Origin of the sequence: Allobosea sp. LjRoot237, from assembly GCF_964253285.1 — a bacterium.
Lineage (GTDB): Bacteria > Pseudomonadota > Alphaproteobacteria > Rhizobiales > Beijerinckiaceae > Allobosea.
Window position 1 is genome coordinate 1,715,138 of the sequence record NZ_CAXUQP020000001.1, and the last position, 24,898, is coordinate 1,740,035.

The following is a 24,898-nucleotide window of genomic DNA, read 5'->3' on the forward strand; positions in this document are numbered from 1 at the left end:
GCGCTTCTCGCAGCGGATGAGGAGGCCAGCCATGTCCGCCGTCGACACATCAGCCATCGCAACGATCCGCCGCTTCGGCCGCTTCCATTCCCGCTTCATCGGCGCGCTCAGCGGCGATCTGCACGGCTCCGGCTTCGGGCTGACCGAGGGGCGGGTGCTCTACGAGCTGGCGCAGCGCGATGGCTGGCGGGCAGGGGAACTGGCGCGCGAGCTCGGGCTCGACCCGGCCTATCTCTCGCGCCTGCTGAAGCGCTTCATCGATCTGGGTTGGCTGGAGCGGGCGAAAGCGGAAGGCGACGGCCGGGCCTATGAGCTCAGGCTGACCAAGGCCGGGCGGATGGCCTTCGCACCGCTTGACGAAGCCTCGCGCCGCCAAGCCGATACGATCCTGTCGCGGCTGGGAAAGGGAGAGCAGGCGACACTCGTCACCGCACTGGAGCGGGCGCAGACGCTGTTGTCAGGCGCCGCCAGCCCGCAGCCGCAGATCGTGATCCGCGAGCACCGGCCGGGCGACATCGGCTGGGTGATCTCGGCCCATGCCCGGCTCTACGCGGAGGTCCATGGCTGGGACATCAGCTTCGAGGCACTCGTCGCCGAGATCGCGGCGAAGTTCCTGCGCGAGTTCCGGCCGGGACAGGAGCGCTGTTTCATCGCCGAGCTCGACGGCGCGCCGGTCGGCTCGGCCTTCGTGGTGCGCGAGAGCGAGGAGGTGGCGAAGCTGCGGCTCGTATTGGTCGAGACGCGGGCGCAGGGGCTCGGCCTCGGCAAACGGCTGGTACGCGAGGCGCTCGCCTTCGCCCGCACCGCCGGCTATCGCCGGATGGTGCTGTGGACCAACGACATCCTGCACGCCGCCCGGGCCATCTACATCGCCGAGGGCTTCAGGCTGGTGGCGGAGGAGAAGCACCATTCCTTCGGGAAGGATCTGGTCGGGCAGAACTGGGAGCGCGAGCTGTAGAGCGCGTCACTGCACCAAGGTCAGCGCCGCCCGCTGGAAGTCGGCGCGCCGCTGCTGGTGCAGCGAGCCATCTCCCGTCGTCACCACCGAGAACATCACGAAGCCGCCATGCTTGCGCGGCAGCACGTAGAACTCGGAATAGCGGGCATCGCCGCCATTCTCGCAGGAGGAGAAGCCGCGCAGCATGGAGCCCCCTTCGACCGTGTCGGTCGTCCGGCCGGAGGCGAACTTGCCCCGGCAACTGCGCGCATCGGCGGCGGAGACCGCGGCGGCGACGTCGACATCCTTCTGGTTCGGATTCGCCAGGACGCGCACGAGGCCGGTCGCATTCTTGGCCTGCCAGCCGGCGCCGTTGTTGCCGATGCCGGAGGGCGCTTCCGCGCCGCTGAGCACCTTCGGCTCGGGCAACTGCGTCTTGAGCAGGAAATTGGTCGCGAGCGTCACCGCTTCGAGCTGGAGTGATGGGTCGGCCGCGGCGGCTGTCGTCGTGCCGCCGCCTTGTGCAGGCGCCGGCGTGCCGGGCGTGACCTTCAGGCCGGCATTGGTCTTCACGCAGTCGAGCAGCGCCGGCATGATCTCGGCGGTCGCGGTGAGGCGAAAGGTATAGCGCGCCCCGAGCATGTTGGCTTCGAGGAATTCGGCGCCACGGAAGGCACGGACGATGTTGGAGTTCGCCGGCATGGTGACGACGACGAGCTGCGGCTGCACGGCCTTGGCGTTGATGCGGACGGTGTCGTTGCGGTCGAAGACCAGTTCCATCGGCACGTCGGCGTTCGGCTGCAGGCCCCAGGCCCGGTTGGAGAAGCCGAGATTCCAGCCATAATTGCCGTTGAGCGAGGCGTGCATGGTGACGCCGCTCTTGTAGCTCGCCGAGACGGCGCAGTGCGAAAACGCGCCGGTCTGGTTGTTGGTGAAGGCGCCGCCGGCCCAGTTGCCGACCGAGAATTTCGCGTACGGCCCGGCGGCAAGCGCCGGGGCGGCCAGCAGGGCGCCGGCCAGAATGAGCGACAGACGCATCATCAGGCTCCGCTTCGATCCCCAGCACCGCCATGGTGACAAAGACTGGCCGGGTCGGGCAAGCCTTGTGGGCGCCAGAGCCGATCTCGGGTCGAGCGGGCTCCTTAGACCTTGAGGCGTGCCACGGCTGCCGCCGCGGTGCGGCCGGCGAGCGTTGCACCACCAGCGGTCATGGCGCCGCCGCCGGCCGTGGCCTCGCCGGCGAGCCAGAGCTTGCCGCCGATCGGCTCGGCGAGGATGTCGCGTGCATTGGCATGGCCCGGCAGGCAGACCGAATAGGAGCCATGCGAGAACGGGTCTGTCCACCAGGCCGGGAAGGAGACCGGGCCGGCCGCCTTGCGGAATTCGTTACCGATCATTGCAGCGAGAAGGTCGACGACCTGCTCACGGGCGGCACCGGGACCGGCGGTCGAGAGGTCGCGGGCGAAATCGCCGCCGCAATAACCGATGACGAGGTCGCGATTGTCGGGAAAGAGTTCGAAGCTGATCAGCCGGCTGCCCGCGCCGGCCTCGAAATAGGTCGTGCCCGGTGAGATGCCGAAGCGTTCGCCCTCGACCTTGAGCGCGATCTTGGTGAGTGCGCCCATGCCGATGCCGGCGAGTGCGTCGCGAGTGCGTGCGGGCAGATCCGGCGTGAAGCGGATTCCACCGGCCTTCAGCACGCCGACCGGCACGGTGACAATGCAGGCGCGCGCCCTCAGCGTTCCCGAGGCGGTAGTGACGGCGACGCGCGAGCCGCTCCAGTCGATCGCCGTGACCGGCTGGTTCAGGCGGATGTCGAGGCCGGCGCCATAGCGCGCGACGAGATTGCCGTAGCCGCTCGGCACGACGTAATCCTCGCCCGACCAGAGCCGCTGATAGTCGCGCGCCGAGATGCGTGCCGATTCCTCGCCGATCGAGAGCAGCAGGCCGGAGGCGGCGACGGGCGCAAGATCGGGGCCGAGATCGCTCAGCAGGTCGGCGACCGAGAGATCGCGCGCCTGCAAATCGGTGGTCTCAAGTCGCCGGTCGATCTCGCCGAAGGCGCCGCGACGCCGGGTGCGGTCGCTCGCGGCCATCGGCTTGCCGTTGGCGAAGAGCTGGAAGCCGCCGCCCCAGCTTTCGTCCGGCGTGGGCACGCCGAGCTCACGGGCGATCTCGGTCCAGGGATTGCGCTCGGCCCAATGGATGAACATCGCCCCGGCGTCATAGGCCGGCCCCAGCGACGAATCGGTGAAGGTGCGCCCGCCGAGGCGGTCACGCGCCTCGAGCACGATGGCCTGACGCCCTGCAGCCTGGAGTTGCTTTGCCGCGGCGATCCCTGCCGCTCCGGCGCCGATCACGACGACATCGGGTTCGGCGGCGCGGACAGGGAAAGACCCGCCGGCGAGACTTGCTGCCAGCGCTCCTGAACCCATCAGCCATCTCCGGCGGTCGAGCATGAAGCGTAGTCCGTTCCTGCGACGAATCCATGATGGCAGCCGCTTTTCACGCTGCAATACACGAGGACGAGTGCGGCAGAAGCGGGGCGATCACAGCTTTGCGAGGTCGCAGGCGTGCCTGTCCCGGAGATGATCGTCTTTCAGTTTGGACGAATGACAACCTTAGTTTTGAATTCGAATAAGTAAGTAATGTATCACGTAGATGCGAGTCTATTGACAGTTAAACTGTACTTAAATAACCGCTGATGGTGAAAGTAAGGCATGTGCCCTAGTTTTCAAGCATTGTAAAATGCAATTCGACTTGGCAATCAACTTGGCAAGGTGAGTTGCTTCTCAGCGACAGGATACGGGCGATGGGGACGAATTGCAGCGGGCTACGCCATGGCGTGGCGCTTGGAGCCTTGATGCTGGCCATGACGGGGCCGGCGCTCGCGCAACAGCAACGCAATTCGGCTCCGCCGGCGGCCACCGATCAGGTGCAGCTCGACCAGATCACGGTTCAGGGCGAGCGGCAGGCGGCGCCGCTGCTGCAGGGGCCGACGACCACGACCACCACCCGCGCCGAGCTCGACCGGCAGCAGATCCAGAGCCTGACCGACCTGTCGAACCGCGTCGAGGCCGGGATCACCTTCAACCGGCAGAACGGCTCGCTCAACATTCGCGGCCTCGACGGGGCGCGGGTGCTGACGACGATCGACGGCATCCGTCAGCCCTTCGTGGTCGACACCCGCATAGGTCGCGCCGGCACCAATGCCTTCGATTTCGATTCGCTGTCGTCGCTCGACCTGCTGCGCGGCGGCAGCGGCGGCGCCACGCTCGGCGGCGGTGCGCTCGGCGGCGCGCTCGCGGTCCGCACGCTCGATCCCGAGGACATCATCCGCAATGGCCGTTCCTACGGAGCGCTCGCCAAGACCGGCTATGACAGCACCGACCAGGCCTGGTTCGGCAGCGCGGCGGCGGCAGCGCGGATGGGCAACACCTCCGTCCTGCTGCAAGGTGGTTTCCGCAACGGCCACGAGATCGACAGCAAGGGCAACGACAAGTCGATCGGCGCGACCCGCACGGCGCCGAACCCGGCCGACTTCAACCAGTACAGCTTCCTCGGCAAGGTCTACCAGCAGGTCGGCGAAGCCCATCGCTTCGGCATCACCGGCGAGTTCTTCAAGCGCGCCGACCGGATCCAGACCCGGACCAGCACGGTGTCGCTGACCGGCAATTTTCGTCCCGGCGCCCATCAGACGGGCGAGGATGTCGAGCGCAACCGTGTCTCGCTGACCTATGACTACAAGCAGCCCGGCGGCTTCCTCGACGAGGCGCATGCCAACCTCTATTGGCAGCGCCTGAAGCGCAACGACCTCGTCACCGCCTGGCGCTACACCAGCATCATCGGGCCCTATGCCCGTGACAATGAGAGCGAGCAGAACGCCTATGGCTTCAATGCCTATGGTGTGAAGAATTTCCAGACGGGGCCGGCTTCGCATCGGGTGACGTTCGGCACCGAGCTGCGCATGTCCTCGCTGAAGCAGTATTCGTCCGGCGTCGACAATTGCCCGCCGCGGCCGGCATCCGGTTCGTTCACGGGGGCGCTCGCCACCTGCAACAACCTCTTCACCAACCAGGCTGACCAGCCCGATGTCGACGGGCGGCTCGTCGGCCTCTACGTGCAGGACGAGATCGGCCTGCTCAACAACCGCCTGCGTATCACGCCCGGCGTGCGCTTCGACTGGTACGAGGAGAAGCCGCAGGCGACACCGGCCTATTCCGCCGGCGGTTCGCGCCCGGTCGGCCTGCCGCCGTCTTCGAGCGACTCGGCCTGGTCGCCGCGGATCCGGCTGGAATACGACATCCTGAAGAACGCACCCTGGGTGAAGGACGTCACCGTCTTCGCGCAATGGGCCAAGAGCTTCCGGGCGCCGACGGCGGACGAGCTCTATGGTCGCTTCGGCGGGCCGAGCACCTATCTGCGCGCCGGCAACCCCTTGCTGCGGCCGGAAGAGGGCAATGGCGTCGATGTCGGCGTCCGCTTCGGCGACCGGCAGCTCGGCGGCTCGATCACCTATTTCTACACCAACTATCGCAACTACATCGAGCAGATCCAGCTCCAGGCGGCGGGCGTCGGCGGTCAGTACCCCCAGGGCGGCATCGTCAGTTTCCGCAACATTCCGCGCGCCGAGATCCAGGGCGTCGAGCTCAACGGGCAATATGCCTTTGCATCGAACTGGCTAGTGCGCGGCTCCTTCGCCTATACCCGTGGCCGCAACAAGACCGACGACATCTTCCTGAACTCGATCCCGCCGGTGCAGGGCATCGTCGCCGTCGCCTATGGCACAGATCGCTGGGGCGCCGAGGTCTCGGCCAAGATGGCCGGCAAGCGCGACGACGTCGCGACGGTCCAGGCAGGGACCGGCTTCAAGGCGCCGGGCTATGCGATCTTCAACGCGTCAGCCTGGTGGCGTCCGGCGCCGGAGATCGCAGATGTCGAGTTGCAGGTCGGCGTCTACAATATCTTCGACCGCAAGTATTTCGATGCGGCCAACGTACCGCTCTCGCGCCCGCAGGCGCGCGACTACTACAGCGAGCCCGGCCGCACCGTGAAGGCGACGCTCAAGTACCAGTTCTGAGCGTATTGTTTCGAGACTGACTTCGGCCGGCCTTTCGGGGCCGGCTTTTTTTGTGGGGTGGTTCAACCTTCACGCGGGTTCTTGCGCGGGGCGGGCGGCCCTTCGGCCAATGACTTGAAGACCCCGCGAAGCGTGCGCGCCTCCTGCTCGGTCATGCCCAGCCGGTGCAGGATGTCGCGCAGATTGGCGGTCATGACCGGCTTCTTGCCAGGTGGGAAGAAGCCGCAGCGCTCGAGCTCGCCCTCGAGATAGTCGAACATCGACAGGACGGTGGCCCGGCTCGCCGGCGGCGAGGGGTTGTTCTCGCGGAAGGGCGGCTCGCCGCCGCTGGCCTTCAGCCATTCATAGCCGCAGAGCAGTACTGCCTGCGCCAGGTTGAGCGAGGCGAAGGCGGGATTGACCGGGAAGGTCAGGATCGCGTCGGCGAAGCTGATCTCCTCATTGGTCAGGCCGATGCGCTCGCGCCCGAACAGGATGCCGACGCGCTCATCCGAGGCGATGCGCTCGCTGAGGTTCGGCATTGCCTCGGCGGGGGTGAAGACGCGCTTCATCTGGCCGCGCTCGCGCGCCGTCGTCGCCAGCACATGGTTGAGATCGGCGATGGCCGCGGCGGCATCGGGAAAGAGCCGGGCATTGTCGAGGATGTGGGTGGCGCCGGAAGCGGCCGCGGTCGCGCCCTTCTTGAGGCCGCCGCCGCTTGGCCAGCCGTCGCGCGGCGCGACGAGGCGCAGCTCGGACAAGCCGAAATTCGCCATGGCGCGCGCACACATGCCGATATTCTCGGCGAGTTGCGGTTCGACAAGAATGACGATGGGAGCCTGTGCCGTGAGGGGCGGGCGCGTGCGGTCGGTGCCGGAACCGGTCATGAGAAGGCAGTGTCCTGAAAGAGCGCGCAGCCATGCGCCGGCTGTGCCGCTCTCGTCAACCGCGTAGCCGGGCTCAGGCGCGGCGGCGCTCGCGGGAGAGGTCGACCCTGTGGCCACTGTCGCCGGCGTCATGCGTCCGGAAGGCGGCGACCAGCGCGTTCAGCCGCTCGATCTGCTGGCCCAGCGCCGTGGCGGAGGCGGCGCTTTCTTCCGCCAATGCCGCGTTCTGCTGGGTCATCTCGTCCATATGGGCGATGGTCTGGCTCATCTCGTCGATGCCGCTGGCCTGCTCGGCGGCTGCCGAAGAAACCTCAGTCACGGTGGCCGCGACGCGCTGCGACGCCTCGACGATCTGGCCGAGCACGGCGCCGGCCGAGCGCACCAGCTCGACGCCATCGCCGATCTGCATGTTCGAAGTCCGGATCAGCGCCGAGATATCCTTTGCCGCCTCGCTGGAGCGCTGGGCGAGGATGCGCACTTCCGAGGCGACGACGGCAAAGCCCCTGCCGGCGTCGCCGGCCCGGGCGGCTTCAACGGCCGCGTTCAGCGCGAGCAAATTGGTCTGGAAGGCGATCTCGTCGATGACTGAGGTGATGTCGGAGATCTTGCGCGAGGCCTCCTCGATACGGGTCATCGCCTGGACGGCGTCGTCGACGATGGCGCCGCCCTTGCGGGCGACACCGCTCGCGTCCTGCGAGAGCTGCGCGGCTTGCCGCGAGGCGCCAGCTGCGGCCTTGACCGAGGCGGCAAGCTCCTCAGTCGTTGCGGCGCTTTCCTCCAGCGAGGAGGCCTGTTCTTCGGTGCGCTTGGAGAGATCGTCGGCGCCGCTGGTGATCTCGCGGCCGGCGGTCGCGACCTCGATGGAGGTCGCCTTGATCGCGTCGACGGTCGCGGCGAGGCGCTCGATCGCGGTGTTGAAATCCTGCTTCAGCGTCTCGTAGTCGGAGGCGACCGCATCCTCGATCCGCACAGTGAGGTCACCCTGCGAGAGGCGGGCAAGAGCCTCGGCAAGGAGGCCGACGACCTCTCGCTGCTCCGTCAGCAGGGAGGCTTGGGCGGAGGCCGCCTCCTCGCGCTGGCGGGTGATGGCGAGGTTCTGGCGTTCGGCCTCGGCCCGGCCCTCGCTGGTCTCCGCCTCGAGCCGCTGCACCGAGAGCCCATTCTCCTTGAAGACCTGCACGGCCTGCGCCATCTGGCCGATCTCGTCGCGGCGCGACAAGCCGGTGATAGCGACCTCATAGTCGCCGGCGGCGAGCTTGAGCATGGCGTCGCGCAGGCGGCGCAAGGGCAACGCGGTGGTGCGGCCGACGATGAAGGCGGCGATCAGGCCGAGCACGAGCGCGGCCGCAATGGTTCCGAGGATGATCGCCTGCGTGCGGGCCTGTGCCTCGGCGAGACGAGCGCCGGCCTGCGCCTCCTCGGCGGCGAGCCGGGTTTCGAGCTCCTGCAGCGGCGGGGCGATCAAGTCGAACTGGCCGGAAAGCTTCTCGGCCGCGAGCATGAAATCCTTCTCGGCCTTGGTCCAGGCGGGAACGATCTCGGCGTAAGCCGTGAAGGCTGGTCCGATCTCGGTCTTGGCCTCGGCCGAGACGCCCTGGCGGCCGAGCGCGCGTTCGAAGCGGCCCTGCTCGACCTCCCACTGGCCGAGCAGGCTCTCGTCGAGGCTCAGGCGATAAGAGGCGTCGATCCGGCGCAGCGCCGCGAGAATGCCGGGCAAACGCGCGAGGTCGGGCGAATCCGAACCCATGCTGTTGGAGCGGACCTTGGTTTCGAGCGCTTCGGCGGCCTCTTCCAGCCTGGCGGCGAGGCCTTCTGGAGCGGGGGCGCGCAGGCCGAGCTGCATCGCGCCGATCGCGGTGAAGTCGGCCTCGATTGCTTTCATGGGGGCGTCGAGCGCGACGATGCTGTCACGCACGCGGTCAGCTCCGGCGGCGCTGCCAAGGCGTGTGATCGCCTGCTTCAGAGATTCAAGGCCGGAGCCAAAGTCCTTGATATCAGTGCTCTCTTGGCGGAAGCGGACATCGCGGCTCAACGCCTTCAGCGCAAAGCTCGCAGCGCGCACCTCGCGTGAGCGGGCAGCGAGGGCGGAATAGGCCTTGTGGTCCTCGAAGGCGGCTGTGAGGCGGCCATTACCGATCCAGGAGGCGGCGCCGATCAGCACGAGGCCGAGGACGAAGACGACGCTGACCAGCGCGATCCTGAGCTGGATCGTCAGGCGCGATGCGGCCGAGCGTGAACCTGCGGTAGACAACGCCATGACCCTCACACCTGTCGAGATCGGGCGAAAGCGTGCCAAAACATGCTTAAGGTTCCGCTAAACGCAGAGCGGGCACGGCTTGAGGCCGTGCCCACTGTTTTCTGGCCGTGACGCTGGACTGCGTCTCAGAACTCTTCCCAGCCAGCATCGTTGGCGCGCTTGCGGGCTGGAGCCTGGCGCGGCGGCGCCTTCTGCTGCTCGACGAGCGCCGCAGCGAGCTTGCGCAGGCGCTCCGGTTCGGCGCCCCGGCCGTTCGCGATCGCCGCCAGATCGGAGGTGCGCAGGGGCGGCGGGGCATAGGAGGCGGCGGCGACCGGGGACCTCGCGATCGGCGCGAGGTCGTCGCCGGTCCGGAATGCCGCGACGAGGGCATTGAGCTCGGCGATCTTGCCGGCGAGGGCGTTGGCGCTGGCCGCACTTTGCTCGGCCAATGCGGCATTGGCCTGGGTCATCTCGTCCATATGCGCGACGGTCTGGCTCATCTCCTCGATGCCGTTGGCCTGTTCGGCCGAGGCGGTCGCGACCTCGGAGATGGTGGTCTGCACACCGCTCGAGGCCTCGACGATGCGGGTCAGCGCATCGCCAGCCTGCCGGACCAGCTTCACGCCGGTCTCGACCTCGCTGTTCGACGAGGAGATCAGCCCCGAAATGTCCTTGGCCGCCGCGCTGGAGCGCTGCGCCAGGGTACGCACCTCGCTGGCGACCACCGCGAAACCCTTGCCGGCATCGCCGGCACGGGCGGCCTCGACCGCCGCGTTGAGCGCCAGGAGATTGGTCTGGAAAGCGATATCGTCGATCACCCGGATGATGTCGGAGATCTTCTTCGTGGCCTGCTCGATCCGGACCATGGCCGCGACCGCCTCGCCGGCGATGGCTCCGCCATCCTGGGCGACCTGCATGGCCTGTCCGGCCTGGCGCACCGCCTGCTGGGCGGCCTGGGCCGAGGCCTTGACCGAGGCGGCGAGCTCCTCGGTGGTCGCAGCGCTCTCTTCCAGCGAGGAGGCTTGCTCCTCCGTGCGCTTGGAGAGATCGTCGGCGCCGGTCGAGATCTCGCGGGCCGAAAGGCCGACATCGGAGGCGTTGGCCTGGATGGTCCGCAACGTCGTCGAGAGCCGCTCGGCTGTCTGGTTGATCGCCTCCTGCAGCGCGGCGAAGCGGCCGCGATAGCTCGTGGTCACGCGGTGGGTGAGGTCGCCGCCAGCGAGCGACTGCATGGCTTCTGCGAACTCGGTGGTCGCGGCATCGACGACGGCGTTGATCTCGTTGACGCCCTCGACCAGCTCGCGCAGCGGTCCCTCGACATCGCCAGCTTCGGCGCGGCCGGAGAAGTCGCCGGCACGGGCTGCGGCGACGATCCCCGCGACCTCGCCGACAAGCGTGCGGACCTTGGCGGCCTGCTCGGCGTCGGCGAGCATGGCGACCTCGCGGTCACGCCGGTTGGTTTCGAGCGCGAGCGCGTTCTGGCGATAGTCTTCGAGCGCGCCGCTGAGCGTGCCGATCTCGTCGGGGCAGGGCGGAGCCGGGATCTTCTGGGCGAAGTTACCGGCCTGCATGCCGGCCAGCGCCGTCTGCAGCGAAACCAGCGGCCGGGCGATGCGGCGCTGCACGCCGCGCCAGCTCAGCACGCAGATGGCGAGCAAAGCGAGGAACAGGCCGCCGGTGATCGCGAGCCGGGTCCAGGCCCGCGACAGCGTCGCCTGCGTCACGTTCTCCATCTCGTCGAAGGACTGGCCGACAGCGGCGAGGATCGTGTTGAACGGCCCGTTGCACTGCTTGGTCCATTCCTCGGCGCCGACGACCGGGCTGCTGCCCTGGCCGACGCGGCCGATCTGCTCGTCCATCAGCCGGTTGGCGGCCTGGACCTCGGTGTTCATGGCGCCGACCTTGCGCACCAGCTCGGGGCTGACGCCCGGGCGCGCCGCCAACTGCGTCAACTGCGCGACGCCGGCGTCTGAGGCGCCGCGCATCTCGCCGAGCCGGCGCAGCTGCGCAGCATCCATCGGCTTGTTGCTGCCGAAGACCGGGCGCAGCACCGAGCACTGAGTGCCGTAGCTTGACCGCACGCGCCAGCCGGCTGCCTTGAAGTTCTGGAGATCAGCAAGCGCCGGATCGGCCAGGCGCACCGCCGTGGAGGTCGTATCCGAGGCCGTGGTCATCACGGTCTCGATCTCGCCGATACCATTGTACCAGGGCATGGTGGCGGCGAGGCTGCGCTGCGGCTTCGGCTTGGCCGCTTCGGCATACATCTCCGGCAGCTTCGCCGCGGTCGCCTTCTCCTTCTGGTCGATCGCGTCGGCAAGCGCGTTGCGATCGGGGAGGTCGGTGCTCCGCAAGCGCGCGATGGCGCGGCCAAGTTCGTCCCGGTTGGCCAGCTCGATCTTCTTCAGCGTCGGCGCGGGATCGTCGGCGACCTGGATCGCGGTCTGGGCCTGGCCGCGGTTGGAGCGGATGGTGTTGCCGGCGTTGAGGAGGGCCTCGTCGGCCGCGACCAGCTCGACGAGGCGGTGGCTGGTATAGACATCCTCCGCCGCCTGCTCGGCCAGATAGGCCAGCGCGCCGAGGCCCGGCACGCACAGACACGCCATGGTGGCGACGAGATAGTTCCTGATCGAAGCGCTGAAGAGATTCACGGGTCCTGTCCGGGCTGTTCTGGCGCGGGACAGGGGAGTCGCTAGCGCTCCGCCCCCGCTCGCAATGTCGGGCCTGAAAGGTCTCGCATCATACCTTTAAAAATTTGCCTCAGTTTCGCCTTGTCGGGGGCGCTGGCCCGCAACCCATCTCGATACTCAGCCCTCATCCTGAGGAGCGATCCGAAGGATCGCGTCTCGAAGGATGCTCCAGGAGGCACCTGAACCATCTGGAGCTCCTTCGAGACGCGCTCTGCGAGCGCTCCTCAGGATGAGGGCTGAAACTGGGATATCGCCGGACCGCGTTCAGCGCGCGGCAGCGCTTCCGACCGAGCGCATCACCCGCAGCATGTTGCCGCTGGCGAGCTTGGCGAGGTTCTCCTCCGACCAGTCGCGGCGGATCAGCTCGGCGATCAGGCTCGGGAAGGTCGAGGCGTCTTCGAGCCCGTCCGGCGTGAGGCCGCCGAAGAAATCCGAGCCGATGCCGAGATGGTCGTGGCCGATGCGCTTGGCCAGATAGTCGAGATGGTCGCAATATTGCGCCAGCGTCGCCCTTGGCCGGGGGCCGGAGGTCTGGATGATCTCGGCTTCGACCTTCTTGAAGTCGAGCCCTTCCCGCGCCTTGCCGTACTGATCCCTGGCCGGGCGGTTCCAGTCGCGCGAGGCCTGGTTGATGAAGTCGGGCACGAAGGTCGCCATCACGATGCCGTCGTTGCCGGCGACCCGGTCGAGCACGTCATCGGGAACGTTGCGCGGGTGGTTGCAGAGCGAGAAGGCGTTGGAGTGCGACCAAACCACCGGCGCCTCGCTGATGTCGAGCACGTCGTGCATCACCTTCGGCGCGACATGGGCGAGGTCGACGATCATGCCGAGTCGGTTCATGCGCCCGATCACCTGCTTGCCGAAGGGGCTGAGCCCGTTATGGCGCGGCGCGTCGGTCGCCGAATCGCACCAATCGTGGGTGTCGTTGTGGCAGAGTGTCATCAGCCTGACGCCGAGGTCCCAATAGGCGTCGAGCGTCTCGAGCTCGTTGTCGAGCGCCGAGCCGTTTTCGATCGTCATGAACAGGGCGATCCGGCCTTCTTTCTTCGCGGCCTCGACGTCATCGGCCGAGAGGCCGGGCCGGAAGACGTCGGCGTGGTGTGCCCAAATCCGGCGCATGAGCGCGATCTGCGCCAGTGCGAAGCCGGCGGGCTTGGGGTGATTGGGCGGAACATAGGCCGCGAAGAACTGCGCAGCGAGCTTGCCGGCGCGCATGCGCGGAATGTCGGTGTCGGTCTCGGGATGGACCTTGCCGAGGTCGTAGGTTGCGAGATCGCCTTTCGCGGCCGGATCGAGACGCACGACGAAGGGCAGGTCGTTATGGCCGTCGATCAGCGGGACGCGATCGAGCAACGCGAGCGCCTCGTCGTAGGCAGCATCGGCGAGGGGAGGGGCGGCGAGGACCATGGCGCACCTGGAAAGCGGGAATCGTGGAAGCGTGATCGTGGCAGGGGGCGGGCTCCTGCGCGAGGCCTAAAGCGCAGGATTCGAGCGGGATCGGAACCGCCATTCCGGTATCTCGCGTGGAGGTTGGTGCGACATCGGCGACAAGCCGGGCTGGATGAGGCGAATCGTACACTGCATGCCGAGCAATCATCTTGCGCGTAAAGCGCGCGGAGCAGCAGCATCGGCTGCCTATTGCATATGCAATGTCGCGCAGATTGCTTTTGACAGAAATGTGGCCCGGGGTGATTGTCGAGCGCGCAGACCGTTGGTAGCTCTGCGCCGCAATCGCATCCCGCATGCGTCGGCGTCATGCCGCGCAAAAAAGAACGGGTAACTGATTCGAGGGGTTAGGCGTCGTTCAATGGAAGTATTCGTCCAGCAGCTCATCAACGGGCTGACCCTGGGGTCAATCTACGGCCTCATCGCCATCGGCTACACGATGGTCTTCGGCATCATCGGCATGGTGAACTTCGCCCATGGCGACGTGTTCATGCTATCGGCCTTCATCGCGCTGATCTTCTTTATGCTGATCTCGGCCTGGTTTGGCGCCGGTCTGATCGTGCTGGCGCTGATCTTCGTCCTGATCCTGGCGATGTTCTTCACCTCGCTGTGGAACTGGACGATCGAGCGCGTTGCCTACCGGCCGCTGCGTGGGTCGTTCCGCCTCGCGCCGTTGATCTCGGCGATCGGCATGTCGATCTTCTTGATGAACTTCGTCCAGGTCGTGCAGGGGCCGCGCAACAAGCCGATTCCGCCGATGCTGAACAAGTCGATCCTGCTGATCGACAGCGCGACCTATCCGGTCTCGATTTCCTACAAGCAGGTCGTCATCATCGTGACCACGATCGTGCTGCTCGCCGCCTTCTGGTACCTCGTGCAGAAGACACCGCTCGGCCGGGCCCAGCGCGCCTGCGAGCAGGACCGCAAGATGGCTTCGCTGCTTGGTGTCGACGTCGATCGCACGATCTCGATCACCTTCGTGATGGGCGCCGCGCTCGCTGCGGTGGCGGGCGTCATGTACCTCGTGCTCTACGGCGTGGTGAACTTCGCCGACGGCTTCACGCCGGGCGTCAAGGCCTTCACCGCGGCCGTGCTCGGAGGCATCGGCTCGCTGCCGGGCGCCGTGCTCGGCGGGCTACTGATCGGCCTGATCGAGGTGATGTGGTCGGCCTATTTCACCATCGACTACAAGGACGTCGCCGCCTTCTGCATCCTCGCGGTCGTCCTCGTCTTCATGCCCTCCGGCATTCTCGGCCGGCCAGAAGTCGAGAAGGTCTGAGCCCATGGCCATGGAGACATCGACCCCGGCCAAGCGCCAGGCCGACATGACGCGGGCGTTGAAGGAAGCTGCCTTCGCCGCGCTCGTCACCTTCGGCCTGTGCATCCCGATCATCGCCTGGGGAACGCGCCAGAACCTCGACAACCAGCTCGTCCTCGACCCGCGCTGGGACGCGGTCGCCTGGGCGGTCGCCATCATCTTCGTCGGCCGTTTCCTGATGGCGCTGCGCCAGCAGAAGCGCGGCGAGGGCAAGTCGGTCGTGCGGCTCCTGCCGCATGGCACGATCGGCTTCTTCCAGCGCCATTCGCGGATCTTCTCGCTGTTCGGCCTCGGCTTCCTGCTGACCTTCCCGATCATCGCGATCAGCCTCGCCGGCTGGGGAGGGGCGCTGAAATGGATCGACAATTTCGGCGTCCAGATCCTGATCTACGTGATGCTTGGCTGGGGGCTGAACATCGTCGTCGGCCTCGCCGGCCTGCTCGACCTCGGCTATGTCGCCTTCTACGCTGTCGGCGCCTATTCCTACGCGCTGCTCGCCAAGAACTTCGGCCTGTCCTTCTGGATCCTGCTGCCGCTGTCGGGCATCCTCGCCGCCTTCTGGGGGCTCATCCTGGGTTTCCCGGTGCTGCGCCTACGCGGCGACTATCTCGCCATCGTGACGCTGGCCTTCGGCGAGATCATCCGCCTCGTCCTGATCAACTGGACCGATTTCTCGAACGGCTATGCCGGCATTTCCGGCATTCCGCGGCCGACCTTCTTCGGCATACCGTTCACCGCGGCGGATAACGGTTTCGCGGCTGTATTCGGCCTCGAATTCTCGCCGCTCTACCGCACCATCTTCCTCTATTACGTCATCCTCTGCCTGGCGCTGCTGACCGCCTATGTCAGCCTGCGCCTGCGCCGCCTGCCGGTCGGGCGCGCCTGGGAGGCGCTGCGCGAGGACGAGATCGCGTGCCGCTCGCTCGGCATCAACACCACCAACACCAAGCTGACCGCCTTCTCGCTCGGCGCGATGTTCGGCGGCTTCGCCGGCTCGTTCTTCGCGGCGCGGCAAGGCTTCATCTCGCCTGAATCCTTCGTCTTCATGGAATCGGCGGTGATCCTCGCTATCGTCGTCCTCGGCGGCATGGGCTCGCTCTGGGGCTGCGCCATCGCGGCGATCGCGATGATCGGTGGTACCGAATTGCTACGCGAGCTCGACTGGCTGAAACAGATTTTCGGCCAGGACTTCGACCCGACCAAATACCGCATGCTGATCTTCGGCTTCGCCATGGTGGTGATCATGATCTGGAAGCCGCGCGGGCTGATCTCGACCCGCGAGCCGACCGCCTTCCTCAAGGAGAAGAAGGCGATCTCCTCCGATATGGTCCAGGAGGGGCACGGCTGATGACCAACCTGGTCGAAACCACCTCGGCGATGACGGCCGTCACGGCCGCTCCGCCCGGGACCCCGCTACTCAAGGTCGAGCATCTGACGATGCGCTTCGGCGGCCTGACCGCCGTCAACGACCTCTCCTTCGAGGCCCGCAAGGGCGACATCACGGCACTGATCGGCCCCAACGGCGCCGGCAAGACCACGGTGTTCAACTGCATCACCGGCTTCTACAAGCCGACCGAGGGCATGATCACGCTGACCCAGGAGAATCGCGATGGTTCTTCGGGCGACAGCTATCTGCTCGAACGGATGCCGGATTTCCGCATCGCCTGGAAGGCCAAGGTCGCCCGCACCTTCCAGAACATCCGCCTGTTCGGCGGCATGACGGTGCTGGAGAACCTTCTGGTCGCGCAGCACAACCCGCTGATGATCGCCTCGGGCTTCACCTTCCTCGGCGTGCTGGGCATCGGCGGCTACAAGGCGCGCGAGAAGGAGGCGATCGAGAAGGCCAAGGCTTGGCTCGAGAAGATCAATCTGGTCCATCGCGCCGACGATCCTGCCGCCGATCTGCCCTATGGCGACCAGCGCCGGCTCGAGATCGCCCGGGCGATGTGCACCGACCCGGTGCTGCTCTGCCTCGACGAGCCGGCCGCCGGCCTCAACCCGCGCGAGAGTCTCGACCTCAACAACCTCCTGCTGTCGATCCGCAAGGATCACGGCACGGCGCTGCTCCTGATCGAACACGACATGTCGGTGGTGATGGAAATCTCGGACCACGTCGTGGTGCTCGACTACGGCACCAAGATCGCGGACGGCACGCCGGCCGAGGTGCAGGCCGATCCGAAGGTGATCGCGGCCTATCTCGGCGTCGAAGACGAAGAGATCGAGCAGGTGGAAGCGGAGGTCGGCCTATGAGCGAGGCAGAACCGCTCCTCTCCGTCCGCGGCGTCAAGACCTACTACGGCAAGATCATCGCGCTGAAGGGCGTCGACGTCGATGTTCGCCCCGGAGAGATCGTGACGATGATCGGCGCCAACGGCGCCGGCAAGTCGACGCTGATGATGACGATCTTCGGCACCCCGCAAGCGCGCGAAGGCACCATTACCTATCAGGGGCGCGACATCACCCGGATGCCGAGCCACGAGATCGCACGCCTCGGCATCGCGCAGTCGCCGGAAGGGCGGCGGATCTTTCCGCGCATGACCGTGTTCGAGAACCTGCAGATGGGCGCGGCCGTCGCCGGGATGCAGCATTTCGACGAGGATCTCGAGAAAATCTGCGTGCTCTTCCCGCGTGTGAAGGAGCGGCTGCAGCAGCGCGGCGGTACACTCTCTGGCGGCGAGCAGCAGATGGTGGCGATCGCACGCGCGCTGATGGCGCGGCCGAAGCTGCTGATGCTCGACGAGCCCTCGCTCGGCCTGGCGCCGCTGATCGTCAAGCAGATCTTCGAGGCGATCCGCGAGCTCAACCGCAGCCAGGGGCTGACCGTATTCCTGGTCGAGCAGAACGCCTTCCACGCGCTCAAGCTCGCCCATCGCGGCTATGTCATGGTCAACGGCGTCATCACCATGAGCGGCACGGGCAAAGAGCTGCTCGCAAATCCGCAGGTGCGGGCAGCCTATCTCGAAGGCGGGCGGCATTGAGCGCCGCGGGCTTGAACGGAGCACGATGATGCAGGGCATTCTCTATGAGGAGCCGACCATCTGGCTCTTCCTGCTGGTGACGGTGGTGATGGGCGGCTGGGCCGCCTGGATGACCGGCCGGGCGGTGGCGATCACCTGGCGCCCGCCGATCCAGCTCGTCTTCTACACGCTGATCCTCGGCCTGTTCATCCGCTTCATCCACTTCGCCCTGTTCGAGGCGACGCTGTTGTCGCCGCACTACTACATCGTCGACACGATCGTGCTGTTCGCCTTCAGCTTCGCCGGCTGGCGCTACAACCGGGCACGCCAGATGACGACGCAATATCGCTGGCTTTACGAGCGCACCGGACCCTTCACCTGGAGGGCTCGCGAGAGCACTTAAGGCTAGAGCCGGATCCGATCAGATTGAATCAATCTGATCGGTGAATCCGTCTCTTACCTTGAGTTCAGAGACCGTTTTTCCGATCAACTTGCGGTGCAAGTTGATCGGAACGGGCTCTGGAAAACACAACCAAAGTTCACGGGGCTTGCCGCGTGACACCACTGCGAAAAAGCGCAAGACTGCGTTTCACGGTGGCACCACGCGCCGAGACGGGACGGCCAAACCGGCCCGTAATATACTCACAGGGGAGTCACAACGCATGAAGAAGCTGCTCTTGGGCGGAATTGCCCTTGGCGCGGTCCTCGCCTTTTCGGGCGTAGCGAACGCACAGATCAAGCTTGGCGTCGGCGGCCCGATCACGGGTCCGAATGCGGCATTCGGCGCGCAGCTGAAGAACGGGGCGGAACAGGCCGCCGAAGACATCAACGCTGCCGGCGGCATTCTCGGCCAGAAGATCCAGGTCGTCGTCGGTGACGACGTCTCGGATCCGAAGCAAGGCGTCTCGGTCGCCAACAAGTTCGTCGGCGACGGCGTCAAGATGGTGCTCGGCCACTTCAACTCCGGCGTCACCATGCCGGCGTCGGAAGTCTATGCCGAGAACGGCATCCTGATGATCAGCCCCTCGGCGACCAATCCGAAGATCACCGAGCGTGGCCTCTGGAACGTGTTCCGCACCTGCGGCCGCGACGACCAGCAAGGCTCGGTGGCGGCGGAGTACATCGCCAAGAACCTCAAGGGCAAAAAGATCGCCATCGTCCACGACAAGACGACCTATGGCCAGGGCCTCGCCGACGAGACCCGCAAGGGCCTGACCAAGGCCGGCGTCAAGGACGTGCTCTATGAAGGCGTCAACGCCGGCGAGAAGGATTTCTCGGCGCTGATCTCGAAGCTGAAGTCGACGGGTGCCGACTATCTCTACTGGGGTGGCCTGCACACCGAAGGCGGCCTGATCGTGCGCCAGATGCGCGACCAGGGCCTGAAGACCGTGCTGATCTCCGGCGACGGCATCACCACCGACGAGTTCGCCACGATCGGCGGCCCGGGCGTCGAGGGCACGCTGATGACCTTCCCGCCGGATCCGCAGAAGCGTCCGGAGGCGGCGGCCGTCCTGAAGAAGTTCGAGGCCCGCAAGTTCAAGCCGGAAGCCTACACCCTGTACAGCTACGCCGCTGTCCAGATCATGGCCGAAGGCGCCAAGCGCGCGAACTCGGTCGATCCCAAGAAGATCGCCGCGGCGCTGCATGGCGGCCAGGCGGTCGACACCGTCATCGGCAAGATCGCCTTCGACAAGAAGGGCGACATCACCCGCCCCGACTACACCGTCTACACCTGGAAGAAGGGTGCCGACGGCAAGATCGGCTATGTCGAGAACTGATATCGGCTGATCGCCGCAAGGCGTGACATCAAGATCCGCTCCGGAGCGATCCGGGGCGGGTTTTTTGTTGAGGCGGCAAAACCGGATCACGAAACCTCGCGATCAAAAAACGAGGAGAGTTGTCGGGCGCTGCGGTGATCGTTCGTCCTTTGGCTGCAAAGCGTGAAACAGTCACGGAGCCTGCCAATGACCGTCACCATTACCGCCTTTGAACGCTCGCCCGACCGCGGCAATGGTCTGGCGCGTGACATGCGCCTCCGCTGGGCGCTCGAAGAAGTCGGCCAGCCTTACGAGGTTCGTCTCCTGTCGTTCAAGGCGATGAAGGAGCCTGCGCATCTCGCGCTTCAACCTTTCGGGCAGATTCCGACCTATGAAGACGGCGATCTCGCCTTGTTCGAGTCCGGGGCGATCGTATTCCATATCGCCGAGCGCCATGCCAGCCTGCTGCCGGACGATACGAATGCCCGGGCGCGCGCGATCACCTGGATGTTCGCCGCACTCAATACGCTGGAGCCGCCGATCTTCGACCGCAGCCTCGTCAGGATCCTCGAGCGCGACGAGCCTTGGTATGAGCAGCGCCTGGCCGCCCTCGACAAGAGCATCCGCAAGCTGTTGGCAGGGCTTTCCAGCCACCTTGGCGATGCCGACTGGCTCGATGGCGCATTCAGCGCCGGTGATCTCTTGATGGTGACGGTGCTGCGCCGATTGCAGAGCTCGGGCATCCTGGAGGAGTATCCGAACCTCGCCGCTTACGTCGCCCGCGCCGAAGCGCGGCCCGCATACAAGCGCGCATTCGAGGCTCAATTGGCGGTCTTCTCTGCGTCATCGACGGGGTGACAGAGGTTCGCTCAGAAGCGACTCGGTGCGATTTTTCGTTTCTTGGGTCCTGCCGTTTAAATCGTCGGTTGCAATCTTGCGGGGGTAATGACTATGGTTGCCGTAGCGTCAACATGGGGAGGCGGCGCTCGTGGCCAAGAAGATCATACTGTTCTCCGACGGCACGGGGAACAGCGCGTCGGCTCTGTTCAAGACCAATGTCTTCCGACTCTACCAGGCGCTCGACCTCGCAACTCCCGACCAGATCGCCTTTTATGATGACGGTGTCGGCACCTCGACCTTTCGGCCGCTGGCGATGCTCGGTGGCGCCTTCGGCTTCGGCCTGAAGCGCAACGTCATCGACCTCTACCTCCAGCTCAGCCGAACTTATGAGGAAGAGGACAAGATCTACCTGTTCGGCTTCAGCCGCGGCGCCTTCACCGTGCGCATCCTTGCCGGGCTCATCCTCCGGGAAGGGCTGGTGCAGAAGGGTTCGGATGCGCAGATGGCGCTTGATGCGCATGAAGCGTTTCGCAAATATCGCGGCCGGTTTCAGCCGCGGGTTATCGTCTTCGACCAGATCCTGGCGGCGGCGCGTTGGCTGCGCGACAAGGCGCTTGGCGGACTCGACAAGCTTCGGGGGCGGACGCGCCTGCCCAGGCTCAAGGACCCCGATCGCAAGATCGCGTTTCTCGGGGTCTGGGATACGGTTTCGGCCTATGGTCTGCCGATCGACGAGCTCACCCGCGCCTGGAACGTCTTCTTCCCACTCTCGGTGCCTGATCGCAGCCTGCACAAGAATGTCGAGCGCGCCTGCCACGCGCTGGCGCTAGACGATGAGCGCAACACCTTCCATCCGGTACTCTGGAACGAGGCGGCGCGGCAGCATCAGCGCAACCCGAAGGCGCCACCACCACGTCATATTGACCAAGAGCGGTTCACTCAGGTGTGGTTCGCCGGAATGCACTCCAATGTCGGCGGCGGATATCCGCTCGACGGGTTGGCCCATATCGCGCTCGACTGGATGATGACCCAAGTCGGACAAAACGGGCCGCTCGGTGCTGCTGGCCTGCGTTTCAAGGCAGGCGAGCATGCCAGCGTCGCGCTGCTCGCCGACCATGATGCCCCGATGGCCGATTCTCGGCGAGGATTGGGAGGCTCCTACCGCTACCAGCCGCGCAAGCTCGCTTTACTCGCGCATGACAGCTTCGGTGCCCGTGGCGTCAAGAACATCGGCCGGAATTTCGTCAAGATCGATCGCATCAAGATCCATGAGAGCGTGATGCGCCGTATCGGCAGCTGCGCAACCGGCTACGCGCCGATCGTCCTGCCGGGACGCTACGCCGTGGTCGACCGCAAGGGGGCGATCAACGATCTGCCGTTGCCAGGACAGAAGCCGATCCCGCTGCCATACCCGATCGAGGACCGCGAGCAAGCGCGCCGGCGGGCGCTGGACCAGGAATGGGTCTGGAACCATGTCTGGTTACGCCGAGTGCTCTATTTCTCCAGCATCTTCACCTTGCTCTTCATCGCAGCGATGCCGCTAACGATGCCGGCTGCGGAAACCTGCATCGGACCTGGCTGCTTTCTGGCGCCCGCGATCGATGGAGTTGGCTCGTTCCTTCCCGGCTTCGTCCAGCCCTGGCTGGCCAGCTGGCGGACCCACCCCGCGAGCTTCGCCTGGCCGATGCTGATCTTCAGTGGCCTATTGTTCCTCGGCAGCGTCCGCCAGACCATGATCGGCGACGCCATGCGGCCGCGATGGCGCAATCTGACCAAGGCGCTGCTCCCGATGCCGTCAGGACCCAGGGGCGATGTCAGACAGAGCGGGCTGTACCGGCTGAGGATGGCGAAGGCCTATCAGACGGCCGTGTGCGTCCTGAAACGGAACATTACGCCGACCCTGGCCGGTCTGGCCGTGCTGTTTCTCCTCGTTGCGGCGGTCAGCAGGATCGGCGTCACCGCGACCTCCACGCTGGGCTATTATTGCAAGGCGACCAAGCCAAACCCAGCCATAACCGAAGCGTCCGTAACGAGGTCCGATTTCAAATCGAGTTCGATCTGCTGGGCGAGCGGGATCACGCTCGAAAAGGGCCGTCGCTATGCGATCACCCTCGAGATCGGACATGACTGGCGCGACGGGCCGCCGAAGCATCCTGCTGCAAAAGCTGCCGCAGCCAGCGCGGGAACCGAAGAGAAGGACCCGATGAAGGCCGACGTGCTCGGCTTCGAGACCGGCAGATTCCCCTGGTATCTGCGGCCGTTCGTCCTGTTCAGGAGGAAGCTCGACCAGTTCTGGTTCATGCCGATCGCCCGGATCGGGGCCTTCGGAGCGGACGACTATCCGCTCTATCCCAATGACTGGAGCCGGCCGGGGCCATGGCGCGGAAAGATGACGGCAGAGATCACGGCCAAGCGAACCGGCGAACTCTTTCTCTTCGTCAACGACGCGATCCTGCCGTTCAACCTCTACCAACCGTTCTACGCCAATAATCAGGGCACGGCGATGGTCACTGTGACGCCGTTGAAATAAGGCTGAGGCCCTTCATGAACCCGGCGAAGCGCAGCAGGCCGTCCGGCCAGGGGCCGTGGCCGGATTCGGTGTTGAGATGGCCGCTGTCGCCGGCATCGACGAACTCCGAGCCCCAGGCCTCGGCCAGCGCCCTGGCCTCGTCCTGCGTGCAATAGGGGTCTGTCGCGCTGGCGATCAGTACGGAGCGGAAGGGCAGGGCCTTATGCGGGATCGAGGCGAAGTCGTCCGCCATGCCGGGAATGGCGCGCTTGGCCCGTTCGGAGGCCGGCGCGACCAGGAAGGCGCCGGTGACCTCATGCGGCTTCAGATGCTCGGCCGCATGCGCGACGGCGCTGCAGCCGGCCGAATGGGCGACGATGACGACTGGTCTGGTCGCGGCGCGCACCGCGGTGACGATGCGGTCCGCCCAGCCGTCGCGGGTCGGCTTGTACCAGTCCTCCTGCTCGACGCGGCGGGCGGTCGGCAGCTTCGCTTCCCAGCGGCTCTGCCAATGGTCGGGACCGGAGCCCGACCAGCCGGGGACGATCAGGATATCGGTGTCGGAGGTTTTCATGGGATCAGAGCACTTTCACGCCTTCCGCCGCCGCGGCGCGGATGAGAGCGTTGTCGATCGAAGCCAGAGGCGCAGCAAGACGCAAGGCGAGTTCCAGATATGCGGCATCATAGGCCGTCAGCCCGTGTTTCCAGCACAACGGGACCACATCGCGCGCCACTTCGGCGGGGGATAGCTGGTCGAAGGTCAGCGGAATGCGGTAGGCGCTTTGCAAGGCTTGCTCGGCGGTCGCCGGGGAGAGCAGGCCCCTGCGCACTTTCCAATACAGCGGGTTTGCGACCTCAAACGACCACAGCGCAGGGGCATGACCACCGCCCAACAAATATGGCTCGATTATGCGCATCGCGGACGGCGAAGCTTCGTCCGGAGCCAGCGCGGCGAGGACGATCGAAGCGTCGATGACGGCCTTCATCGGCGGCCCAGATCTCTCAGCTCGATAATCTCGTCACGTGTTAGGCTGACACCTTCGCGGCGCAACATCTCCCTTGTCCGGGCAAATTCCGCTTTGATCTCGGCCGCCTTGATTTCGCGGGCCTTCCGCTCAGCCTCGGCATCGAGCGGTCCATCGGGCACGATCCGCGCCACCGTCCTTCCATGCCGCGTCACGACGACTTCCTCGCCCCGTTCTACGCGGTCGAGGAGTTCGGAAAATTTTGTCTTGGCCTCAAAGGCGCCAACGGTGATCATGGTCTGAATTTAAACTGGTCAACCAGTTGATTCAAGTAGCAACCTTGCGTTGTGGTGAAGGAGTGGGTATTGCTTCTCGAGATAGCTGGGGGATTGCGATGAAGATTTTTGATTTTGCCGTTGTTGCAGATTGGGAGAGTCGGCTTAGTAATCTTGCTCAGCTTGCTGAGCAGGAAAGATGGTCTTATCTTAATATAAGTGGGAAATCGAATTCTATTATTTTGGAAAATTACATCAAATATACTTTTGAGAGGGCTTTTGATCAGCAAAAGATTGTAGAGTCGGATAATCTAACATGCTTCAACACCGGGCTTCTGACTCCAGGGCAGGAGGAAATTTATGCAGTTTTCTCGCTGTCTGAAAGATTTGATAGGACAAAGCCCATTTCTTCAGACAATAAAAAATGGTACTTAAGATCCTGGGTCCGATCAGGTGATCACCTTCTAACAACCTTTTTGGAATTCCCGAGCTTGGTTGAGTACTGGAATGATCCGTCGCATTTGGTGTTTGATCCAAAATTACAGGTCCAGCTCAATTTAGACCATATCATTCGTGATAATCTAAATAGATTTCCTGAGGAATTGGGAGGCAAGGTCGATAAGAAGGGTGTGCCCACTGACCTTGCGACTCAGGCGGACGAAGAGGATGCAGATGTCGCAAACGAAAGCGATGGCCACGAAATTCCTCTGGCGACTAGAAATGCTCTTGAAGGTGCAATGAAGCATAGCATTAGACTTGCTCAGAGAAATTATAGAATTGCCGTTCCTCAATTTTACCGAGGAAGAATCCAGCTCTTGCTGCCGCTATATTTAAGAAATGCTACAAACCCTGATTTGGCTCTTACTTTGGAGCGACATGGCGGATGGTACCGCGCGGCTACAGTTTTGTATCCCGATTGGGCATATGGCCACGCCAGACTGCTGGCGCGGCCAAATAGCGAATGGCTCGGTGGTTTCAGAACGGATGTCGTGGAGGCAGTCAAAAAGAAAAAGCTTTAAGCC

At 65.0% G+C, this 24,898-nt stretch carries 20 protein-coding genes; 11 read left to right on the forward strand and 9 right to left on the reverse strand.

The window, feature by feature from the left end; all coding sequences use genetic code 11:
• Window positions 1-31 precede the first annotated feature (31 nt).
• Window positions 32-958, forward strand: a complete 927-nt coding sequence (locus tag ACSQ24_RS08295) for a bifunctional helix-turn-helix transcriptional regulator/GNAT family N-acetyltransferase (protein WP_436094226.1) — start codon at window positions 32-34, stop codon at window positions 956-958.
• A 6-nt stretch (window positions 959-964) separates the two neighbouring features.
• Here the strand turns inward: ACSQ24_RS08295 and ACSQ24_RS08300 are convergent, their stop codons facing one another.
• Together ACSQ24_RS08300 and ACSQ24_RS08305 are read right to left on the reverse strand one after the other, a co-directional pair.
• Complete coding sequence (locus ACSQ24_RS08300) at window positions 965-1,975, reverse strand: hypothetical protein (RefSeq protein ID WP_436094227.1); 1,011 nt, start codon at window positions 1,973-1,975, stop codon at window positions 965-967.
• Window positions 1,976-2,079: 104 nt separating this feature from the next.
• The gene (locus ACSQ24_RS08305) at window positions 2,080-3,372 is read right to left on the reverse strand and encodes a flavin monoamine oxidase family protein (RefSeq protein WP_436094228.1); all 1,293 of its coding nucleotides are present in this window, start codon (window positions 3,370-3,372) and stop codon (window positions 2,080-2,082) included.
• A gap of 428 nt (window positions 3,373-3,800) precedes the next feature.
• On the opposite strand from ACSQ24_RS08305, the gene ACSQ24_RS08310 reads away from it, so the two are divergent.
• The gene (locus tag ACSQ24_RS08310) at window positions 3,801-6,017 is read left to right on the forward strand and encodes a TonB-dependent hemoglobin/transferrin/lactoferrin family receptor (RefSeq protein ID WP_436094229.1); all 2,217 of its coding nucleotides are present in this window, start codon (window positions 3,801-3,803) and stop codon (window positions 6,015-6,017) included.
• 62 nt (window positions 6,018-6,079) lie between these two features.
• Here the strand turns inward: ACSQ24_RS08310 and ACSQ24_RS08315 are convergent, their stop codons facing one another.
• The 4 genes from ACSQ24_RS08315 to ACSQ24_RS08330 all read right to left on the reverse strand — a co-directional run bounded on the left by ACSQ24_RS08315 (window position 6,080) and on the right by ACSQ24_RS08330 (window position 13,216).
• Window positions 6,080-6,883: an RNA methyltransferase gene (locus ACSQ24_RS08315; protein WP_436094230.1), complete on the reverse strand. Its 804-nt coding sequence runs from the start codon at window positions 6,881-6,883 to the stop codon at window positions 6,080-6,082.
• Window positions 6,884-6,956: 73 nt separating this feature from the next.
• Entirely contained in the window at window positions 6,957-9,140 is a 2,184-nt protein-coding gene (locus tag ACSQ24_RS08320) for a methyl-accepting chemotaxis protein (RefSeq protein ID WP_436094231.1), read from the reverse strand.
• A gap of 125 nt (window positions 9,141-9,265) precedes the next feature.
• On the reverse strand, window positions 9,266-11,770 hold the full coding sequence (locus ACSQ24_RS08325; protein WP_436094232.1) for a methyl-accepting chemotaxis protein: 2,505 nt from the start codon (window positions 11,768-11,770) through the stop codon (window positions 9,266-9,268).
• Between the two features lie 303 nt (window positions 11,771-12,073).
• Window positions 12,074-13,216 carry a dipeptidase gene (locus ACSQ24_RS08330; protein ID WP_436094233.1) on the reverse strand — a complete coding sequence of 381 codons (1,143 nt, stop codon included), beginning with the start codon at window positions 13,214-13,216 and terminating at the stop codon, window positions 12,074-12,076.
• Between the two features lie 400 nt (window positions 13,217-13,616).
• Here ACSQ24_RS08330 and ACSQ24_RS08335 point away from each other — a divergent pair, with 400 nt between their 5' ends.
• From ACSQ24_RS08335 to ACSQ24_RS08370, 8 genes are all read left to right on the forward strand, one after another.
• Entirely contained in the window at window positions 13,617-14,534 is a 918-nt protein-coding gene (locus ACSQ24_RS08335; protein WP_436094234.1) for a branched-chain amino acid ABC transporter permease, read from the forward strand.
• A gap of 10 nt (window positions 14,535-14,544) precedes the next feature.
• On the forward strand, window positions 14,545-15,921 hold the full coding sequence (livM, locus tag ACSQ24_RS08340) for a high-affinity branched-chain amino acid ABC transporter permease LivM (protein WP_436097850.1): 1,377 nt from the start codon (window positions 14,545-14,547) through the stop codon (window positions 15,919-15,921).
• Between the two features lie 29 nt (window positions 15,922-15,950).
• Window positions 15,951-16,823, forward strand: coding sequence for an ABC transporter ATP-binding protein (locus tag ACSQ24_RS08345; RefSeq protein WP_436097851.1), 873 nt, complete (start codon window positions 15,951-15,953; stop codon window positions 16,821-16,823).
• Window positions 16,820-17,551, forward strand: a complete 732-nt coding sequence (locus ACSQ24_RS08350; protein ID WP_436094235.1) for an ABC transporter ATP-binding protein — start codon at window positions 16,820-16,822, stop codon at window positions 17,549-17,551. Before ACSQ24_RS08345 ends, ACSQ24_RS08350 begins: the two co-directional genes overlap by 4 nt.
• Window positions 17,552-17,579: 28 nt before the next feature.
• Complete coding sequence (locus ACSQ24_RS08355; RefSeq protein ID WP_436094236.1) at window positions 17,580-17,933, forward strand: DUF6867 family protein; 354 nt, start codon at window positions 17,580-17,582, stop codon at window positions 17,931-17,933.
• 259 nt (window positions 17,934-18,192) lie between these two features.
• Window positions 18,193-19,308 (forward strand): branched-chain amino acid ABC transporter substrate-binding protein, encoded by a 1,116-nt coding sequence (locus ACSQ24_RS08360; protein ID WP_436094237.1) that lies wholly within the window; start codon window positions 18,193-18,195, stop codon window positions 19,306-19,308.
• A gap of 186 nt (window positions 19,309-19,494) precedes the next feature.
• On the forward strand, window positions 19,495-20,145 hold the full coding sequence (locus ACSQ24_RS08365; RefSeq protein ID WP_436094238.1) for a glutathione S-transferase family protein: 651 nt from the start codon (window positions 19,495-19,497) through the stop codon (window positions 20,143-20,145).
• A 130-nt stretch (window positions 20,146-20,275) separates the two neighbouring features.
• Entirely contained in the window at window positions 20,276-22,657 is a 2,382-nt protein-coding gene (locus ACSQ24_RS08370) for a DUF2235 domain-containing protein (RefSeq protein ID WP_436094239.1), read from the forward strand.
• Here ACSQ24_RS08370 and ACSQ24_RS08375 read toward each other — a convergent pair.
• From ACSQ24_RS08375 to ACSQ24_RS08385, 3 genes are read right to left on the reverse strand one after another with little or no spacing between them, the layout of a single operon-like run.
• A complete protein-coding gene (locus ACSQ24_RS08375) occupies window positions 22,635-23,210 on the reverse strand; it encodes an RBBP9/YdeN family alpha/beta hydrolase (RefSeq protein WP_436094240.1) in 576 nt (191 codons plus the stop codon). The genes ACSQ24_RS08370 and ACSQ24_RS08375 overlap by 23 nt on opposite strands.
• A 4-nt stretch (window positions 23,211-23,214) precedes the next feature.
• Window positions 23,215-23,622 carry a type II toxin-antitoxin system VapC family toxin gene (locus tag ACSQ24_RS08380; protein WP_436094241.1) on the reverse strand — a complete coding sequence of 136 codons (408 nt, stop codon included), beginning with the start codon at window positions 23,620-23,622 and terminating at the stop codon, window positions 23,215-23,217.
• Window positions 23,619-23,897: a type II toxin-antitoxin system Phd/YefM family antitoxin gene (locus tag ACSQ24_RS08385; RefSeq protein ID WP_436094242.1), complete on the reverse strand. Its 279-nt coding sequence runs from the start codon at window positions 23,895-23,897 to the stop codon at window positions 23,619-23,621. Before ACSQ24_RS08385 ends, ACSQ24_RS08380 begins: the two co-directional genes overlap by 4 nt.
• A 98-nt stretch (window positions 23,898-23,995) precedes the next feature.
• Here ACSQ24_RS08385 and ACSQ24_RS08390 point away from each other — a divergent pair, with 98 nt between their 5' ends.
• Window positions 23,996-24,895 carry a DUF3825 domain-containing protein gene (locus ACSQ24_RS08390; protein WP_436094243.1) on the forward strand — a complete coding sequence of 300 codons (900 nt, stop codon included), beginning with the start codon at window positions 23,996-23,998 and terminating at the stop codon, window positions 24,893-24,895.
• Window positions 24,896-24,898: the final 3 nt, after the last annotated feature.

Excerpts from the sequence above, each read along its gene's own strand:
- ACSQ24_RS08350 (WP_436094235.1), top strand. The coding sequence starts at position 16,820 with ATGAGCGAGGCAGAACCGCTCCTCTCCGTCCGCGGCGTCAAGACCTAC.
- ACSQ24_RS08380 (WP_436094241.1), bottom strand. The coding sequence starts at position 23,622 with ATGAAGGCCGTCATCGACGCTTCGATCGTCCTCGCCGCGCTGGCTCCG.
- ACSQ24_RS08320 (WP_436094231.1), bottom strand. The coding sequence starts at position 9,140 with ATGGCGTTGTCTACCGCAGGTTCACGCTCGGCCGCATCGCGCCTGACG.
- ACSQ24_RS08385 (WP_436094242.1), bottom strand. The coding sequence starts at position 23,897 with ATGATCACCGTTGGCGCCTTTGAGGCCAAGACAAAATTTTCCGAACTC.
- ACSQ24_RS08335 (WP_436094234.1), top strand. The coding sequence starts at position 13,617 with ATGGAAGTATTCGTCCAGCAGCTCATCAACGGGCTGACCCTGGGGTCA.
- ACSQ24_RS08305 (WP_436094228.1), bottom strand. The coding sequence starts at position 3,372 with ATGGGTTCAGGAGCGCTGGCAGCAAGTCTCGCCGGCGGGTCTTTCCCT.
- ACSQ24_RS08355 (WP_436094236.1), top strand. The coding sequence starts at position 17,580 with ATGCAGGGCATTCTCTATGAGGAGCCGACCATCTGGCTCTTCCTGCTG.
- ACSQ24_RS08330 (WP_436094233.1), bottom strand. The coding sequence starts at position 13,216 with ATGGTCCTCGCCGCCCCTCCCCTCGCCGATGCTGCCTACGACGAGGCG.
- ACSQ24_RS08300 (WP_436094227.1), bottom strand. The coding sequence starts at position 1,975 with ATGCGTCTGTCGCTCATTCTGGCCGGCGCCCTGCTGGCCGCCCCGGCG.
- ACSQ24_RS08375 (WP_436094240.1), bottom strand. The coding sequence starts at position 23,210 with ATGAAAACCTCCGACACCGATATCCTGATCGTCCCCGGCTGGTCGGGC.
- ACSQ24_RS08295 (WP_436094226.1), top strand. The coding sequence starts at position 32 with ATGTCCGCCGTCGACACATCAGCCATCGCAACGATCCGCCGCTTCGGC.
- ACSQ24_RS08315 (WP_436094230.1), bottom strand. The coding sequence starts at position 6,883 with ATGACCGGTTCCGGCACCGACCGCACGCGCCCGCCCCTCACGGCACAG.
- ACSQ24_RS08310 (WP_436094229.1), top strand. The coding sequence starts at position 3,801 with ATGCTGGCCATGACGGGGCCGGCGCTCGCGCAACAGCAACGCAATTCG.
- ACSQ24_RS08345 (WP_436097851.1), top strand. The coding sequence starts at position 15,951 with ATGACGGCCGTCACGGCCGCTCCGCCCGGGACCCCGCTACTCAAGGTC.
- ACSQ24_RS08365 (WP_436094238.1), top strand. The coding sequence starts at position 19,495 with ATGACCGTCACCATTACCGCCTTTGAACGCTCGCCCGACCGCGGCAAT.
- ACSQ24_RS08360 (WP_436094237.1), top strand. The coding sequence starts at position 18,193 with ATGAAGAAGCTGCTCTTGGGCGGAATTGCCCTTGGCGCGGTCCTCGCC.
- ACSQ24_RS08390 (WP_436094243.1), top strand. The coding sequence starts at position 23,996 with ATGAAGATTTTTGATTTTGCCGTTGTTGCAGATTGGGAGAGTCGGCTT.
- livM (WP_436097850.1), top strand. The coding sequence starts at position 14,545 with ATGGAGACATCGACCCCGGCCAAGCGCCAGGCCGACATGACGCGGGCG.